17 protein-coding genes are annotated in these 16,980 nt (G+C 64.6%); 10 read left to right on the top strand and 7 right to left on the bottom strand.

Annotated features, from left to right (window positions below; genetic code table 11):
• Window positions 1–34: 34 nt before the first annotated feature.
• Genes coaE through HT578_RS12955 form a run of 4 tightly spaced genes read right to left on the bottom strand, consistent with a single transcriptional unit; the run spans window position 35 to window position 3,020 of the window.
• Window positions 35–631, bottom strand: coding sequence for a dephospho-CoA kinase (gene coaE, locus HT578_RS12970; RefSeq protein ID WP_213499922.1), 597 nt, complete (start codon window positions 629–631; stop codon window positions 35–37).
• A gap of 34 nt (window positions 632–665) precedes the next feature.
• Window positions 666–1,538, bottom strand: a complete 873-nt coding sequence (locus tag HT578_RS12965; RefSeq protein WP_213499920.1) for a shikimate dehydrogenase family protein — start codon at window positions 1,536–1,538, stop codon at window positions 666–668.
• Window positions 1,539–1,546: 8 nt separating this feature from the next.
• Window positions 1,547–2,131 (bottom strand): Maf family protein, encoded by a 585-nt coding sequence (locus HT578_RS12960; RefSeq protein WP_213499918.1) that lies wholly within the window; start codon window positions 2,129–2,131, stop codon window positions 1,547–1,549.
• A gap of 43 nt (window positions 2,132–2,174) precedes the next feature.
• Window positions 2,175–3,020 (bottom strand): pyruvate, water dikinase regulatory protein, encoded by an 846-nt coding sequence (locus HT578_RS12955; RefSeq protein ID WP_039389899.1) that lies wholly within the window; start codon window positions 3,018–3,020, stop codon window positions 2,175–2,177.
• A gap of 370 nt (window positions 3,021–3,390) precedes the next feature.
• Here HT578_RS12955 and hemE point away from each other — a divergent pair, with 370 nt between their 5' ends.
• From hemE to HT578_RS12935, 4 genes are all read left to right on the top strand, one after another.
• Window positions 3,391–4,419: a uroporphyrinogen decarboxylase gene (gene hemE, locus HT578_RS12950; protein ID WP_213499916.1), complete on the top strand. Its 1,029-nt coding sequence runs from the start codon at window positions 3,391–3,393 to the stop codon at window positions 4,417–4,419.
• 75 nt (window positions 4,420–4,494) lie between these two features.
• On the top strand, window positions 4,495–4,938 hold the full coding sequence (locus tag HT578_RS12945; protein WP_039389904.1) for a CopD family protein: 444 nt from the start codon (window positions 4,495–4,497) through the stop codon (window positions 4,936–4,938).
• Between the two features lie 277 nt (window positions 4,939–5,215).
• Window positions 5,216–6,472 carry a transcription termination factor Rho gene (rho, locus tag HT578_RS12940; RefSeq protein ID WP_039389906.1) on the top strand — a complete coding sequence of 419 codons (1,257 nt, stop codon included), beginning with the start codon at window positions 5,216–5,218 and terminating at the stop codon, window positions 6,470–6,472.
• 30 nt (window positions 6,473–6,502) lie between these two features.
• A complete protein-coding gene (locus HT578_RS12935; RefSeq protein WP_213504312.1) occupies window positions 6,503–7,213 on the top strand; it encodes a YjbE family putative metal transport protein in 711 nt (236 codons plus the stop codon).
• A 170-nt stretch (window positions 7,214–7,383) separates the two neighbouring features.
• Here the strand turns inward: HT578_RS12935 and HT578_RS12930 are convergent, their stop codons facing one another.
• From HT578_RS12930 to HT578_RS12920, 3 genes are read right to left on the bottom strand one after another with little or no spacing between them, the layout of a single operon-like run.
• Entirely contained in the window at window positions 7,384–8,364 is a 981-nt protein-coding gene (locus HT578_RS12930) for a quinone oxidoreductase family protein (RefSeq protein WP_213499914.1), read from the bottom strand.
• Between the two features lie 14 nt (window positions 8,365–8,378).
• Window positions 8,379–9,995, bottom strand: coding sequence for an FMN-binding glutamate synthase family protein (locus HT578_RS12925; protein ID WP_422394351.1), 1,617 nt, complete (start codon window positions 9,993–9,995; stop codon window positions 8,379–8,381).
• Window positions 9,992–10,690, bottom strand: a complete 699-nt coding sequence (locus HT578_RS12920; RefSeq protein ID WP_039389912.1) for a dienelactone hydrolase family protein — start codon at window positions 10,688–10,690, stop codon at window positions 9,992–9,994. The genes HT578_RS12925 and HT578_RS12920 overlap by 4 nt, the downstream gene beginning before the upstream one ends.
• A gap of 151 nt (window positions 10,691–10,841) precedes the next feature.
• On the opposite strand from HT578_RS12920, the gene HT578_RS12915 reads away from it, so the two are divergent.
• The 6 genes from HT578_RS12915 to HT578_RS12890 all read left to right on the top strand — a co-directional run bounded on the left by HT578_RS12915 (window position 10,842) and on the right by HT578_RS12890 (window position 16,867).
• The gene (locus HT578_RS12915; RefSeq protein ID WP_039389915.1) at window positions 10,842–11,117 is read left to right on the top strand and encodes a DUF6489 family protein; all 276 of its coding nucleotides are present in this window, start codon (window positions 10,842–10,844) and stop codon (window positions 11,115–11,117) included.
• Between the two features lie 63 nt (window positions 11,118–11,180).
• Window positions 11,181–12,485, top strand: coding sequence for a tRNA uridine-5-carboxymethylaminomethyl(34) synthesis GTPase MnmE (gene mnmE / locus HT578_RS12910; RefSeq protein WP_213499912.1), 1,305 nt, complete (start codon window positions 11,181–11,183; stop codon window positions 12,483–12,485).
• Window positions 12,486–12,607: 122 nt separating this feature from the next.
• Entirely contained in the window at window positions 12,608–14,470 is a 1,863-nt protein-coding gene (gene mnmG, locus HT578_RS12905) for a tRNA uridine-5-carboxymethylaminomethyl(34) synthesis enzyme MnmG (RefSeq protein WP_213499910.1), read from the top strand.
• The gene (gene rsmG, locus HT578_RS12900; RefSeq protein ID WP_213499908.1) at window positions 14,467–15,108 is read left to right on the top strand and encodes a 16S rRNA (guanine(527)-N(7))-methyltransferase RsmG; all 642 of its coding nucleotides are present in this window, start codon (window positions 14,467–14,469) and stop codon (window positions 15,106–15,108) included. Before mnmG ends, rsmG begins: the two co-directional genes overlap by 4 nt.
• Window positions 15,105–15,881 carry a ParA family protein gene (locus HT578_RS12895; protein WP_213499906.1) on the top strand — a complete coding sequence of 259 codons (777 nt, stop codon included), beginning with the start codon at window positions 15,105–15,107 and terminating at the stop codon, window positions 15,879–15,881. Before rsmG ends, HT578_RS12895 begins: the two co-directional genes overlap by 4 nt.
• Window positions 15,878–16,867, top strand: coding sequence for a ParB/RepB/Spo0J family partition protein (locus HT578_RS12890; protein ID WP_213499904.1), 990 nt, complete (start codon window positions 15,878–15,880; stop codon window positions 16,865–16,867). The genes HT578_RS12895 and HT578_RS12890 overlap by 4 nt, the downstream gene beginning before the upstream one ends.
• The last annotated feature ends 113 nt before the right edge of the window (window positions 16,868–16,980 follow it).

The following is a 16,980-nucleotide window of genomic DNA, read 5'->3' as shown; positions in this document are numbered from 1 at the left end:
CTCACAGAGCCCGGGCGCAAGGTCTGAACAGCGATTATTCTGCACCGCCGAGCGCCGTGACGAGGGCGTGCACCTGCGCGCGCGTTTCCTCCAGGCTGGTTCCGGTATCGATCACGTGATCGGCGCGCGCGCGTTTCTCCGCGTCAGGCACCTGAAGTTTCAGAATCCTCTCGAACTTTTCCTCGTTCATCCCCGGCCGGGCCAGCACGCGTTCGCGCTGGATATCGGCCGGAGCGGACACGACCGCAACCGCGTCCACGTCCCGGTATCCGCCCTTTTCGTAAAGGAGCGGTATATCGAAGACCACGAAGGGGCACCCGAGATTGGCCGCGACGAACGCCTCGCGCCGAGTCGCCACGGCGGGATGGACGATGGCTTCGAGTCGCGCGAGCGCCTCGGTATCGCCGAACACCGCCGCGCCCAGCGCCGCGCGGTCCACTCCGTCCGGCCCGGTCGTGCCCGGAAAAGCGGACTCGATGGCACCCAGCAGTTCGCCGCCCGGGCCCTGCAGGGCATGGACCTCGGCGTCCGCATCGAAGACCGGCACGCCTTCGTCGCGAAACATGCTCGCCACGGTCGACTTGCCCATGCCGATCGATCCGGTCAGGCCCAGGAAGCGGGGTCGTGCCATGGCGGTGTCCTCTCCTTGTGGCGGCACCAGGGTGTCAGGCCAGAATCCGCGCGCGCAGTTCCTCGTCGTCCTCGCGCGGAGGCTTGGCGCCGAAGAAGCGTTCGAAGGCGACGTCCGCCTGGCCGATCAGCATCGAGAGCCCGTCGACGGTGGCAAAGCCAGCCTCCTGCGCCGCTGTCAGAAAATCGGTCTCGAGCGGGCTGGTGACGATGTCGTAGACCACCGAGGCGGGCGGTGCGTGGCTGAAATCGAAGGCGAGCGGGGGCTGTCCGGTCATGCCCAGCGGACTGGCGTTGACGATGAGGTCGAAACAGCCCTGCCGGTCATCAAAGGCAAAGTCGGTGGCATCGGCGAAATGGTCGAGGGCGATGGCGTGGTGCTCCCCCTCGGGGTCGAGCTCGTCCAGCATCGCGCGCGCTTTTTCCGGATTGCGTCCGGCCAACACGATGGTGAAGTGCTCGCGCGCCAGTGCGGCAACGATGGCCCGCGCCGCGCCGCCGGTCCCCAGCACGCGCGCCATGCGGAAGAGGTGAGTCTTGTCGAGCGTGGCGCGCAGCGGCTCGAGAAAGCCCGGCGCATCGGTGTTGGTGCCCGTCAGCGTGCCGTCATCCTCGCGCACGATAGTGTTCACCGCGCCAATAGACTCGGCAATCGGCTCCAGTCGGTCGAGCAGTGGCAGGACTGCCAGCTTGTGCGGCATGGTGACGTTGCAGCCGCGCCAGAGCGGATCGCCCCTCCGACGCGCCAGATAGTCCTCCAGGTCTTCAAGGCGGACATGGCAATGGTCATAGCGCGCGGACAGCCCCAGCTTCTCGATCCAGAAGCCGTGAATCACGGGCGACTTGGATTGGGCAATCGGATCGCCGATCACTTCGGCATAGGGCAGCGCGTCTGCCTCGTTCGTCATGCTTGTACTCATCGCTCCAGGACTCCCATGCGGCGCAGTGCCGCCTGTACCTTGAGCAGCGGCATGCCCAGGATCGTGAAATAGTCGCCCGCGATCTCCTCGAAGATCTGCACGCCGCGCCCCTCGATGCGAAACACGCCGACACACCCGGCCACTTCGGGCCACTCGGCCGCAAGATAGGTCTCGATGAAGGCCTCGGAGAGAGGGGCGACATGAAGACGCGCCTCGGCAGCTTCGGACCAGAGCACCTCGCCCCCGCGGGCGAGCGCGGCCGCGCTGTGAAGGTGCATCACCTTGCCCGAGAAGAAGCGCAGATGGGCCGCGGCGGCCTCGCGGTCGGCCGGCTTGTCGAAGCGCATGTCGCCGCACACCACGAGTGAATCGCTCCCCAGCACCAGTTCGCCCGGGTTCGCCTGCGAAACGGCAAGTGCCTTCTCGCGCGCCAGGGCCAGGGCGATTTCGGGGGCAGGGGCCCCGCCAAGTGACGCTTCGAGCGCCCGCTCGTCGATATCGGCGGGCTGGGCGGTGAAGGCGATATCGGCCGCCTCGAGCATGGCGCGCCGCGAGGCGCTCTTGGATGCAAGCAGGATCATGGGTATTTTCGCAATGAGTGAGTCAGGGATAGCAACGCCAGGGTCAGATCGGCTTCGGGCCGACCTGGCCGGTCCGACCGGCCGCCTTGCGTTCGTTGTGCAGGTTGATGACCGCGGCCGCCGTCTCCTCGATCGAACGGCGGGTGACATCGATCACCGGCCAGGAATTGTCCGCGAACATACGCCGGGCATATTTCACTTCGCTTTCGACCTTCTCGCTCTGGACGTAGTCGGTGTCGGGCGACTGGCTGAGCGAAAGAAGACGGTTGCGGCGCACCTGGATCAGGCGCTCGGGCGCGGTCGTCAGGCCCACCACCAGCGGACGCTTCAGGCCATAGAGAGAAGGGGGAGGAGGGCTCTCGGGCACGATGGGAATGTTCGCCACCTTGAAGCCACGGTTGGCAAGGTAGATCGAGGTCGGCGTCTTGCTCGTGCGCGAGACGCCCGCGAGCACGATGTCGGCTTCCTCCCAGTCCTCCCAGGCGATGCCGTCGTCGTGCGCGATGGTGAATTGAATCGCGTCCACGCGCGCGAAGTAGGCGTCATCGAGGCGGTGCTGGCGGCCCGGACGGCCCTTGGCTTCCTGGCCCAGAAGTGCCTCGAGCGCATCGGTCACCCCGTCGAGTACGGCGATCGCGGGCAGGCCCAGCTTCTGGCAGGTCTCTTCCAGGCGGCTGCGCGTGTTCTCGTTGACGAGGGTATAGAAGACGAGCCCGGGGTTTGTGGAAATCTCCCCCATGATCCGGTCGAGGTGCTGCTGCGAACGGACCATCGGCCAGAAGTGCCGCAGCACTTCGGTATCGTCGAACTGCGCGAGCGCCGCCTTGGCGATCATCTCGAGCGTTTCGCCCGTGGAATCCGAAAGAAGATGGAGGTGAAAACGCGCCATGACGGCTAGGCAAGGTCCTTTGCGGGGCACTTCGGGAGCCGGGGCCCCGTGGGACAGCCCTGTGGATAGAGGGGCCATAAACCACGGGATAGCTTCGGTGACAACTCGCGAGGCACTTATCCTCCCCAGTGCCCCGGATTCGCTCCTCCACTTCTGGACAGGCTCTCGGAATCTTCCACACCCTGTGGATAGGGCGGATAATGAATCTTTGACTCCGGAGTCAGGAAGAGTCGTTCGGACTCATTCGCCCTGTTCATCCGGGGACAATTCGGGCATTGCCCGCCAATCCCCGATATCCACAGGGCCAACAGACTCCATCAACCTTTTATAAAAATTCTAAATTTTTTTGTTCGGAACGGAAAAGAACGCGATGCCTGGTCTCCTTCTCGACACTCTGCGCGGCTCGAACACCGAGGAACGCCCGATCTGGCTGATGCGCCAGGCCGGCCGCTATCTCCCGGAATACCGCGAGTTGCGGGCCGAAAAGGGCGGCTTCCTGGCGCTGGTTTATGACACCGATGCCGCCGCCGAGATCACGATGCAGCCGATCCGCCGTTTCGGGTTCGATGGCGCGATCCTGTTTTCCGACATTCTGATCGTACCGTTTGCGATGGGACAGGACCTCACCTTCGTGGCAGGTGAGGGTCCCAGGCTTTCTCCACGCCTTGTGGATAGTGCCCTGAGCGCCCTGGAAGCGGTCCCTGAGCGTCTGGCGCCTATCTACGATACCGTGCGCAAGGTTCGGGCCCAGCTTGACCCTACCAAGACGATGCTCGGCTTCGCCGGGTCTCCCTGGACCGTGGCTACCTATATGGTCGCGGGTGAGGGGAGTCGGGACCAGGCAGAGACACGCGCGCTGGCCTATCGCGATCCCGAGGGCTTTCAGGCTATCGTGGAGGGTATAACCGAGGTCACCGTCGACTATCTCTCCGGGCAGATCGAGGCCGGAGCCGAAGCGATCCAGCTTTTCGACTCCTGGTCGGGGACTCTTTCCCCGTCGCAGTTCGAACGCTGGGTCATCGCGCCCAATGCACGCATCGTGAAGGAACTGCGCGCCCGCCATCCCGAGACACCTATCATCGGTTTTCCCAAGGGCGCGGGCGAGAAGCTGCCCGCCTATGCCCGCGAGAGCGGCGTCGACGCAGTCGGCGTGGATGAAACCATCGACCCGGTCTGGGCCGCGCGCGAACTGCCTGCCGGAATGCCGGTGCAGGGCAATTTCGATCCCCTCCTCGTGCTGGCGGGCGGAGACGAGCTGGAATCCGAGGCCCGGCGCGTTCTCGATGCCTTCGCGGACCGTCCCCATGTCTTCAATCTCGGACATGGAATCGGCCAGCATACCCCGATCGCGCACGTCGAGCGCCTTCTTTCCACCGTCCGGGCCTGGCGCCGCGCCTGATCTTTTCAGGCACGCGTCGAGCCCCTAGATAGCCGCCAACAGGGCACACGCTTTCAAGAGGGACGATTAAGGCTCATGGAGCAGATCTTGCAGACCACCTACCTCTGGCTGAAGGCCGGCCACATCATCTTCGTGATCTTCTGGATGGCCGGATTGTTCATGCTGCCGCGCTATTTCGTCTACCATCAGGAGGCCGAAGCCGGCTCGCCCGAAGAGGCGCGCTGGATCGATCGCGAGGCCAAGCTGCGCAAGATCATCCTCACGCCTTCACTCATCGCCGTGTGGGTCTTCGGGATCGCGCTGGCGACGGCCATGCACTACTGGTCCATGCCCTGGCTGCACGCCAAGCTGCTCTTCGTGGTGGCGCTCTCGGCCTATCATGGCTGGCTGGTGAGCTATGGCAAGAAGCTGGCGAAGGGACAGCGCGGGATGAGCGGCAAGGCGCTGCGCATGCTGAACGAGGTGCCCAGCCTCGTGGCGGTCGTCGTGGTGATCCTGGTGGTCGTCAAACCCTTCTGAGACTCCGAGAGATCCCGCTCACCGAAAAAGGCCCGGCGCGAAAGCCCCGGGCCTTTTTTCATACCAGTTTTCGATTCACCGCAGGGGAGTCCGGACTGGACCCGCATGAAGGCTGCGCGAGTCCATGACTCATTGACCGCAGGCCCGCAAAAGCCTATTTGCAGGCCCGTCCCGGCACAGGGCGGCGCCTTCAGCTCGCCTGCCCGGATCCGCTTTCCCCAAGCCCAATGATCCGCCCGGCCGACACTTTCTCTCTTTCCATTCGGAAACCACCAAGATGCACCTGAAAGAACTCAAGAAGAAGACGCCGGCCGAACTGGTCGCCATGGCCGAGGAAATGGGCGTCGAAGGCGCTTCCACGATGCGCCGCCAGGATCTCATGTTCGGGATTCTCAAGGAAGTCGCCGAGGACGGCGAAGAAATCATGGGCCTTGGCACTATCGAGGTGCTGCCCGATGGCTTCGGCTTCCTGCGCAGCCCCGAGGCGAATTACCTTGCCGGGCCCGACGACATCTATGTCTCGCCCAACCAGGTCCGCAAGTGGGGCCTGCGCACGGGCGACACCGTCGAAGGCGAAATCCGCGCCCCGCGCGACGGAGAGCGCTACTTCGCGATCACCAAGCTGACCAAGGTCAACTTCGACGATCCCGACGTCGTGCGCCACCGCGTCAACTTCGACAACCTGACCCCGCTCTATCCCGAACAGCGCCTGCAGCTCGACACCCTCGACCCCACGGTCAAGGACAAGTCGGCGCGCGTGATCGATCTCATCAGCCCGCAGGGCAAGGGCCAGCGCGCGCTGATCGTCGCGCCGCCGCGCACGGGTAAGACCGTGCTGCTGCAGAACATGGCCAAGGCCATCACCGACAACCACCCCGAGGTGTTCCTGCTCGTCCTCCTGGTCGACGAACGTCCCGAGGAAGTCACCGACATGCAGCGCTCGGTGAACGGCGAGGTGATCTCCTCGACCTTCGACGAACCGGCCCAGCGTCATGTGCAAGTTGCTGAAATGGTTATCGAAAAGGCAAAGCGACTGGTCGAGCACAAGCGCGACGTGGTCATCCTCCTGGACTCGATCACGCGTCTGGGCCGCGCCTACAACACCGTGGTTCCCAGCTCCGGCAAGGTGCTCACCGGTGGTGTCGATGCCAACGCCCTGCAGCGTCCCAAGCGCTTCTTCGGTGCCGCGCGCAACATCGAGGAGGGCGGCTCGCTCTCGATCATCGCGACCGCGCTTATCGACACCGGCAGCCGCATGGACGAGGTCATCTTCGAAGAGTTCAAGGGCACCGGCAACTCGGAAATCGTCCTGGATCGCAAGGTTGCCGACAAGCGCATCTTCCCGGCGCTTGACGTGGGCAAGTCGGGCACCCGCAAGGAAGAGCTGCTGGTTCCCAAGGACCAGCTCTCCAAGATGTGGCTGCTGCGCCGTATCCTGATGCAGATGGGCACGGTCGATGCGATGGAATTCCTGCTCGACAAGATGAAGGATTCCAAGACCAACGAGGACTTCTTCGCCACGATGAACCAGTAAAGCGGGTAACGGGGGCTTTCTTACGTGACTATCCTAGATGCCCTGGTCGCGTCCGGCTCGATTGGCGGGCCGGCCGAGATCTGGCAGCATATCGTGGCGGACTTCGCCAACATCACCGAGCCGGCGGCCCTCGCGGCCTTCGGCCAGGTGCTGATGATCGACCTCCTCCTGGCGGGTGACAACGCAATCGTCGTTGGCGCGCTGGCCGCGGGGCTTCCGGCTGCGGATCGCAAGAAAGTCATCCTGATCGGCATCGGCGCGGCCCTTGTCCTGCGTATCGTCTTCGCGCTCGCGGTGACGTGGCTGTTGGGGGTCGTCGGGCTGATCTTCGCGGGCGGTCTGCTGCTCCTCTGGGTGGCCTGGAAGTTCTGGCGCGAACTGCGTGAGGACGCAGGCCAGTCGACCGGTTCGCCCGAAATCGAGGGCGACCAGCATTCGGGTCTGAAGTCGGCGAAAAGCTTTGCAGGGGCCGCCTGGGCCGTTGCGGTGGCCGACGTCTCGATGAGTCTCGACAACGTGCTCGCCGTGGCAGGCGCCGCGCGCGAGCATCCGGGCATCCTGATTGTCGGCCTGCTGCTCTCGGTCGTGCTGATGGGCGTCGCTGCGAACTTCATCGCTCGCTACATCGAGCGCTACCGCTGGATTGCCTACATCGGGCTTGCAGTCATCCTCTACGTGGCTTGCAAGATGATCTACGAAGGCTGGATCGATCCGCAGTTGGGGATCGTCTCGCTGGTCTGACCAAAAAGGCCCGGAAGGCATGAACCTTCCGGGCCTTTTTGTTTGTGGGAAGGAAGAAGGCTCCAAAACTGTCGACCTCACCTCCCGCGCGCTACCTTGGCTGAGAAAGGTGAGCCAGACAGTTTTGGGAGCCCGAGGGCGATGGCCCTCGGAACTTCCTCTTCATCTTCTCAGGGAATAAGCACCGTCGAACCGGTCGTCGCCCGACTCTCAAGCGCCCGGTGCGCATCGGCCGCATCTTCAAGCGCGAACGTCTGACCGATCTTCACATCGAGAACACCATTCGCGATACGGTCAAACAGCTTCGCAGCGCTAGCGTTACGCGCCTCGGGCGTAGCGATGTAGTGGGCGAGGGTAGGGCGCGTGGCGTAGAGGGATCCCCCGCCGCCGTTCATCAGGTCGAGCATGGCGACGGGCGGGACGGCGCCTGAGGCGTTGCCGAAGCTCACCATGAGGCCGCGGCTGCGCAGGCAGGCGAGCGAGGCCTCCCAGCTTGCGGCCCCCACGCCATCGTAGACCACATCACACATCTTGCCATTCGTGATCTCGCGGACCTGATCAGCGAGCGTGGCGAAATCGCCATGCAGGGAGTAGCCATCCGGTACGGGGACCTGCGCGGCCTTCTCTGCGCTGCCGCAGTGCGCGATGACGGTGACGCCCTTGTCGGTCAGCCAGGGCACGAGCAGCGATCCCACGCCGCCCGCCGCAGCATGGACGAGGGCGATGTCGCCTGACTTGGCGGGGAAGGTGTCCTCGGCCAGATAGCAGGCGGTCAGACCCTTGAGCAGGACAGCGGCAGCGACCTTGGGATCGATCGAGGAGGGCACGCGGATGGCCTTGTTGGCGGGCACGATGCGGTGTGTTGCATAGGCCCCACCGTTGCTCGTCAGGCCCACACGCTCGCCAAGGGCGAAGCCCTCGACACCGTCGCCCAGAGCCACGATGGAGCCCACGCTCTCCGATCCCAGCACGATCGGCAGGGCATCGGGATAGAGTCCCTTGCGAAAGTAGGTGTCGATGAAATTGAGGCCGACAGCCTCGGTTTCGATCAGCAGTTCGCCCGGACCAGGGGAGGGGACCTCGAATGTTTCACGTGAAACCTTTTCGGGGCCACCGTGCTCGGCGACAATCATGCGGTATCCGGTAGTCATGGCAATTCCTGTGGTCAGGGGTGTAGGGAGGCCGCCAGGCTGGAGACGCGGCGGAACGTGTGCGCAGCCGAAACCTTCCACGCATGCGCGTAGTGCGTGCTGTCGGGAGCGTCGAGAAGCTGGCCGGGGGCGACGAAGCTGTAAACCTCGTCAAGTGGTCCGGCCTTGGCGCTGTCGATGCGCTGGTACATGTCATGCTCGTTGAGCTGCCAGGGGCTGCGATACCCCATGGCAACCACGATCTCGCGCAGCGACCGCAGAGTCTCCTTCTGGAAACGGGCGACGCGCTCGGCCTTGTCGTCGACGACGAGACCGCGCTGGCGCCAGTCGACTTGCGTGGCAACACCTGTGGGGCATTCGCCCGTGTGACACTTCATCGACTGCACGCAGCCCAGAGCGAACATGAAGGGGCGGGCGGCGTTGCACCAGTCGGCTCCCAGGGCAAAGGCGCGGGCCATGCCCGCACCGGAGTGAATCTTGCCCGAGGCGGCAAGACGAACCCGGTCTTTGAGATTGGTGCCGACAAGGGCGTTGCGCATCAGCATGAGACCTTCGCGCAGGGGCATTCCGACATTGTCGGTCAATTCCTGCGGGGCCGCGCCCGTGCCGCCTTCGGCGCCGTCAATGACGATGAAGTCGGGCGTGATACCGGTCTCCAGCATGGCCTTGACCAGCGCCATCACTTCGTGGGGCTGGCCCACGCAGAGCTTGAATCCGGTGGGCTTCCCCCCGGACAGGCTGCGCAGCTGCGCGACGAATTCCAGGAGCTCGATCGGCGTCGAGAACGCCGGATGGGCGGCCGGAGAGATGCAGTCCTCGCCGACCTCCACATGGCGGGCCTCGGCAATTTCGGGCGTGACCTTGGCGCCGGGCAGGACCCCGCCATGGCCGGGCTTGGCGCCCTGGCTCAGCTTGATCTCGACCATCTTCACCTGGTTGTCGCTTGCCTGCTGGGCAAACAGTTCAGGGTTGAACGATCCGTCCTTGTTCCGACAGCCGAAGTAGCCGCTGCCCAGTTCCCATATCAGATCGCCGCCATGCTTGCGGTGGTAGCGGCTGATCGAGCCTTCGCCCGTGTCATGGGCGAAGCCCCCGATAGCCGCGCCCTTGTTGAGGGATTCGATGGCGTTGGCCGACAGCGAACCGAAGCTCATCGCCGAGATGTTGAGGAGCGCGCTCGAATAGGGCTTGGCGCATTCCTCGCCGCCGACGCGCACGTGCCAGCTCTCCGGTGCGTCCTCGTTGGGCGTGATCGAATGGCCGAGCCACTCGTATTCGTCCGAGTAGACGTCGAGTTCGGTTCCCATGGGGTGCGTCGAAACTTCGCCCTTGGCGCGGGCGTAGACGAGCCCGCGCTGGTCGATGGTGAAGGGACGCCCCTCACGTTCGTTCTCCACGATATAGGCGCGCAGGAACGGGCGCAGGTCTTCGAAGAGCCACCGCACCCGGGCCACGAGCGGGTAATTGCGGCGCAGCGCGTGCCGGTTCTGGAAGAAATCCAGAAGCGTCACACCCAGAACCGGAACGAGGATAACAAGCAGCCAGCGCAGTGAGGGGAGGGCCGCGCAGGCCAATGTCAGTGCCAGGACGGCGAGGGGGACGAGGTAGCGCGGACCCGTCAGAGCCTTCACCCGATGTGCTCCACGATGAAAGCTTCGGTGCGGCTGTCGGCAAGCTGGGCACCGGCTTCGTCACGGCGCGACCCCATCTCGGCGGCAAATCCGTGGTCGAGCCCCTCGTAGTCATAGAGAGTCACCTTGGGGTGGTCGTCGAGCCCCTCGTGCATGGCCTTCTGCACTTCGGGCGGATTGAACCCGTCGGCGGTCGGAATGTGGAGGAGGAGGGCATTCGAGATGGCGTGCTTCTCGTTCAGCATCTCGTCGATCCCCACGCCATAGTACCCGACCGAGGCATCGATATCGGTGCGCGCGGCGGCCTGGTAGGCGATCTTGCCCCCCATGCAGAAGCCGACGAGGGCGACCTTGGGGACACCGGCCTCGTTGCGGATCCAGTGAATCACGGCTTCGATGTCGCGGATGCCTGCGTCGAAATCGTGCCCTCCCATGAGGTCGAGCGCCTTCTTGAATTCGGGCTCCTTGTCGGCGTCGAGTTCAACACCCGGCTCCTGGCGCCAGAAGCTGTCCGGCGCCACGGCCAGATAGCCCTTGGCGGCCCACTGGTCGGCCTTCTGGACGATCCCCGGGTTCACGCCGAAGATCTCCTGCTGGACGATGATGGCCCCACGCGGAGTACCTTCCGGACGGGCGACATAGGCCGGAATCGCGGCGGTGCCGTCCAGGGTGGGAATCATGGTGTTGGTGGCCATGGGGAATGTCTCCTTGGTGTGCGGCGCCTTATGGCGTCATGCTGCGGGTGCCGCGCATCGGCGTCCCCCTTGCAAGTAGGTACGGGCAATGGACTTTGCCATGCGTATGTGTCAGCCTTCATTCGACAAAAATCGAGATCAGGAGAGCCTCATGAAGGTCAATGTCGAGGTCGAATGTTCACCTGAGGAGGCGCGGCGCTTTCTTGGTCTCCCGGATGTGACCCGTGCGAACGAGGTTTACGTCGAGGCCGTGACCAATGCGATGAAAGGGGCAGGCAGTTTCGATCAGCTCCAGGAGCTGACCAAGCAGATGGCACCGATGGGCCAGATGGGCCTCAAGCTTTTCCAGCAGTTCCTCGAAAGCGGCATGTCCATGGCCATGAGCGGGGCCGCGCAGGGGATGGGCGAGAAGCCGAAATCGGAGTAAGGGCGCCGCTCACGTTCCTGTCCGGCGACGCTGTTCGCCTTCCGCTTGAGTGAACACGAGCCCATGTCCGAAACCATCTTCGCCTTATCAAGCGGCGCACCTCCGGCCGCGCTTGCTGTCATCCGCATCAGTGGCAAGGAGGCCGGGAAGGCGCTGAGCGCACTCGCAGGGGCGCTCCCGGAACCGCGACGGGCGAGCCTTCGAACCTTGCGTGTTTCACGTGAAACAGTGCTCGATCAGGCCTTGGTGCTGTGGTTCCCGGGACCCGCGACGGCGACCGGGGAAGATCTTGCCGAACTACATCTGCATGGTGGGCGGGCTGTTGTCCGGGCCGTGGAGGCCGCACTTGCGGGATTGGAGCATGCGGGGGAAGGGCAGCCGGCGCTTTCCATCCGTCCGGCCGAACCCGGTGAATTCACACGTCGTGCCTTTGCCAATGGCCGGATCGATCTGGCCGAAGCCGAGGGCCTTGCAGATCTCCTTTCCGCCGAGACCGAGCTGCAGCGCCGCGCGGCCATCGCAATGGCGGGCGGCGCCTTGTCCCAGCAGGTCCACGCGTGGCGTGATCGGGTCCTGGGCGCTTCCGCCGGTGTGGAGGCGGTTCTTGATTTCAGCGACGAAGACGATGTGGCCGCGCTGCCCACATCGTTCTACGCCGATCTGGCAAGTCTCGCCGAGGAACTTGAGACCTGGCTGTCCCGGCCACGGGCCGAAGCCTTGCGCGAAGGCCTGCGCATCGTTCTGGCCGGACCACCCAACGCGGGCAAGAGCACACTCTTCAATGCGCTCGTGGAGGATGAAGCCGCGATCACGGCACCGCTTGCGGGGACGACCCGTGACGTCCTGATCCGAGCGGTGGCGCTGGACGGCGTTCCTTTTGCCTTCATCGATACCGCTGGCCTGCGGGACGGTACGGACGATGCGATCGAGGCTATTGGCGTGGACCGTGCGCGTGGCGAACTGGAACGGGCTGACCTCGTCCTATGGCTGGGCCCAGAAGGGGAAGGGCCCGAGCTGGCCTGGGAAATTGACGCCCAGATCGACCGGGAAGGGCATGACGCGAAGGCCCACGCCCGCCACCGTATTTCTGCCAAGACAGGGGAGGGGCTTGATGACTTGCGCCGTGATCTGGTTTCACATGGCCGTTCCTGCCTTCCCCGACCGGGTGAGCTTGCGCTCAATCGGCGGCAGGGGGAGTTGCTTTCGCAGGCCCTGACCGGGCTTCGGGGAGCTGGCGTGCAGTCGGATCTTCTCATCCTCGCCGAGGAACTGCGTACGGCGCGGGTCGCCTTCGATTCCCTGATCGGACGTGCGACGACTGAGGACATGCTTGATGCCCTTTTCGGTCGCTTCTGTATCGGGAAGTAGTCGGCATAGGGTTTCAGGGCTCAGTCGCTTCATTGCCTTTGTCCATATGTTTCACGTGAAACACCACGGGTGATGCAATGGGAACTTTGACGGGGCAGGGGCGGTGGAGTAAGCGCGTTCTCATGCATTCCTTTGATGTCATCGTGATCGGTGGCGGCCATGCCGGTTGTGAAGCCGCGGCCGTGGCAGCGCGCATGGGCGCGCGCGTGGCGCTCGTCAGTTTCGATCTCGACGCGGTCGGGGCGATGAGTTGCAATCCGGCCATCGGGGGGCTCGGCAAAGGCCACCTCGTGCGCGAGGTCGATGCCTTCGATGGCCTGATCGGACGCGCCGCCGATGCGGCCGCGATTCACTACCGCATGCTCAACCGTTCGAAGGGCAGCGCGGTGCAAGGGCCGCGTATCCAGGCCGACCGACGCCTGTTCAAGGCGGCGATCCATCGCCTGCTCAAGGAGCAGGGCGATCTCACCCTGGTCGCGGGTGAGGCCGCCGAACTGGTCCTTGCGCAGGGAAGGGTGGCCGGGATTCGCCTTGCCGATGGGACCCTGCTGAGCGCGCCCGCCACGATCCTGTGCACCGGCACCTTCCTTGGCGGGACCTTGTTCCGCGGCGAGGAGCGACTGGTCGGTGGCCGGATCGGGGAAGCTTCCGCGCAGAAGCTGGCGCAGCAGATGCGCGGGGCCAACCTGCCGATGGCCCGGCTCAAGACAGGCACCCCGCCGCGTCTCGATGGCCGAACCATCGACTGGGGGCGTCTGGAGGAACAGGCTTCCGATACGGACGCGTGGACGATGTCCGCGCTGGGGCAGCGGACGGTTCCGCAGGTCTTCTGCGCCATCACGCGCACCAACCCGCAGACTCACGATATCATCCGCGCCAACCTCGATCGTTCGCCCCTGTTCTCGGGTGCCATTGGTGCACAGGGGCCGCGCTATTGCCCTTCCATCGAAGACAAGATTCACCGGTTCGCCGACCGCGACGGGCACCAGGTCTTTCTTGAACCGGAGGGGCTTTCGACCCATCTGGTCTATCCCAACGGTGTCAGCACCTCGCTGCCGACCGATGTCCAGCTGGCCATGATGCGCAGCATGGAAGGGCTGGAGACCGTCGAGATGGTCGTGCCGGGATATGCGGTCGAATACGATCACATCGATCCGCGCGCGCTACGCCCGAGCTTGGAGCTGCGCGAAATGCCCGGGCTCTATTGCGCCGGCCAGATCAATGGGACGACGGGCTATGAAGAGGCTGCGGCCCAGGGGCTCGTGGCCGGCATGCATGCCGCCGCGGCTATCCTGGAGCGTGCGCCGGCCCCGCTCGACCGGGCCAACAGCTATATGGCGGTGATGATCGATGATCTCACCTTGCATGGCGTCAGCGAGCCCTACCGCATGCTGACGGCGCGTGCCGAATATCGCCTGCGTCTGCGCGCGAACAACGCCAGCACACGTCTGACGCCGCTGGCGCTTGGCGTCGGGGCTGTCGGCGGGGAGCGAGCGGCCTGGTTCGCACAGCGTGAAGAGGCCCGCGCCGATCTGGAGAGGGGCCTCGATCAGCAGGTTCCGGCCAGTGAGCTTGCCCAGGCCGGAATGGCGGTGCGCATGGACCTGGGGCGTCTGCCCTTGCGCGAATGGCTGCGGTTTGACGGAATCGATCTGGAGCGACTTGCGCCATGGCTGGAGAGGGATGGGGCGCCATCGCCGCTTGCCGATGCCGCCTTGGCTGAGGAAGTTGTCGAGGACGCAGCCTATGCGCCTTATCTCGAACGCCAGGAACGCGAATTGAAGGACCTGCGCGCGAGTGAGGCACTGCCCCTTGGCGATGATTTTCCCTACGACCAGATTCCTGGTCTATCCCGTGAAATGGTCGAGCGTCTGACCAAGGCGCGTCCGGCAACACTGGCGGCTGCGGGCCGTATCCCGGGCATCACCCCGGCGGCGCTTGCCGCTGTTCTTGTTCGCGCGCGTCGGGAGGTATCGGCCGCATGATTACCACAGAAGTCGAGGCGCGTGCCTGGCTTGAAGCGCTGCCCGAATTCGATGCAGAGGCGGCGGAACGTCTCGAGTGTCTGGTATCCATGCTGGCCGAGGAAAACCAGCGCCAGAATCTGGTTTCGGCCGCGAGCCTGGAGCAGGTCTGGCTGCGGCATATCGTCGACTCGGCCCAGTTGCTGACCCATGTTCCACGTGAAACACGGGGGCCCTGGTTCGATCTTGGTACGGGAGCGGGCTTCCCGGGTCTCGCCATTGCGGCGCTGCGGCCGGACTGTGAAGTGATCATGGTCGAATCGCGCGCACGGCGAATCGAGTGGCTGGAGCGCGCGCGCGAGGCGATGGGGCTGGCTAAGGCGCGCGTGGCCGGGCAACGTCTCGAACAGGTCGAATCGCGCGATGCTGCGGTGATCTCGGCCCGCGCCTTTGCGCCCCTGCAGAAGCTTTTGGAGTTATCCGCGCGATTTTCCACAAGTGACACCCTCTGGGTGTTGCCCAAGGGGCGCTCGGCACAGCAAGAATTGGACGACCTTCGCAAGTGGCGGCACGTGTTCCACGTGGAACAGTCCCTGACGGACCCGCAGGCAGGCATTATTGTCGGAACGCTGTCCGGCAGGAAGGGAAAGACCACGTGATCCGTATTGCTATCGCCAACCAGAAGGGCGGCGTCGGGAAGACAACCACGGCCATCAACGTTGCGACCGCCCTTGCGGCCACCGGGTGGAAGACTCTGCTGGTCGATCTCGATCCCCAGGGAAACGCCTCCACGGGCATCGGCGTCTATCCCGCCGATCGCGAGTTTTCGTCCTACGATGTCCTTGTCGACAAGCGCCCGCTCGCCGAGTGCGTGGTGCCCAGTTCGATCCCCGGTCTTGACCTCCTGGCTGCGACGGTCGATCTCTCGGGGGCCGAAGTGGAACTGGTCAACGCCGATGACCGCGCGCACCGCCTGCGCGCCGCGCTGCGCGACGATTCCGGATACGATGTCTGCCTGATCGACTGTCCGCCCTCGCTTGGCCTCCTGACGCTCAACGCGCTGACCGCAGCCGACAAACTGCTCGTGCCCTTGCAGTGCGAATTCTTCGCACTCGAAGGGCTCAGCCAATTGCTGACCACTGTCGAGCGTGTCCAGCAGCGGTTTAACCCGGATCTGGGCATCATTGGCATCGTTCTCACCATGTTCGATCGCCGCAACCGCCTGACCGATCAGGTGTCGGATGATGTGCGGTCTTGCCTTGGCCCGCTGATCTTCGAGACCAACATCCCGCGCAATGTCCGCCTGTCCGAGGCCCCGAGTCATGGAGTTCCGGCCTTGATCTACGACCACTCCTGCGCGGGGAGTCGGGCCTATATGGCGCTGGCCCGCGAACTGATTACGCGGCTCCCCGAAGCGAGGAAGGCAGCATGAGCGACGACACCGCCCCCCGTAGCACTCCGGCGATGACGCGGCAGAAGTCCCGTGGCCTGGGCCGTGGCCTCGGAGCTCTGTTGGGCGAGAGCCGCCGCGAGGAACCGGTGGTCGCATCCGGGGGAGGGGAAGCGTTGGCGTCGGCATCGGCAGGGAGCGGGCCAGACGCGGTACGCGGCCTTGGCCTGCGCTCGCTGACGATTGCCGAGATCAAGCCCGACCCGCTACAGCCGCGCCGTCATTTCGATGAGGAGGCGCTGGACGAACTCGCGGCCTCGATCGCCCAGCGTGGGGTTATCCAGCCCATTATCGTCCGCCCAACCGACACCGGCGCGTTCCAGCTTGTGGCGGGCGAGCGTCGCTGGCGCGCCGCGCAGAAAGCCCAGCTGCACGAGATCCCGGCGCTGGTTCGCGATCTTTCCGATCGCGAGGTCATGGCGCTGGCGCTGATCGAGAACCTCCAGCGTGAGGATCTCAACCCCATCGAAGAGGCCCGGGCCTACCAGCGCCTGTCCGAATCCGAGGGGATGACGCAGGCCGAGATCGCGCGCCTGGTCGACAAGAGCCGCAGCCACGTGGCCAACTTCCAGCGCCTGCTTTCGCTGCCTGACGATGTGGTCAGGCTCGTCGAGAAGGGCGATCTGTCGATGGGCCATGCGCGCGCGCTGATCGGCTGCGACGATGCCGAAGATATCGCGGGGCAGGCCGTCTCGGCGCAGATGTCGGTGCGTGACGTTGAAAAGCTCGTGCGCAAGAAGATGCGCGGTGAGACCGCTCCGGCGCCGCGCCGTGCCGCCCGTCCGGCGCGCGATCCTGCGCAGGATGCCGATATCGTTGCCGTGCAGGATCACCTTGAGGAATTCCTGGGCCTTCCGGTCAAGATTCAGTCCGATGAGGACCCGCGTTCGGGAACCGTGACGATCAAGTATGCGACACTCGACCAGCTGGATCTCGTGTGCCAGCGCCTGACCGGCGGAGCGATTTGAACAAAGTGATTCCGAGGGCCATTGCCCTCGGGCTCCCCGACCTGTCGAGCTCATCTTTCGCGCGCCCACGAGGCTGAAGGAGGTGAGGTTGCCGATTCCGGGGTCAAGGGGCA

It is taken from the genome of Novosphingobium decolorationis (assembly GCF_018417475.1).
Classification (GTDB): Bacteria; Pseudomonadota; Alphaproteobacteria; order Sphingomonadales; family Sphingomonadaceae; genus Novosphingobium; species Novosphingobium decolorationis.
Note: the sequence above shows the minus strand (reverse complement) of the source record. Positions and strands in the feature narration are given on the sequence as shown.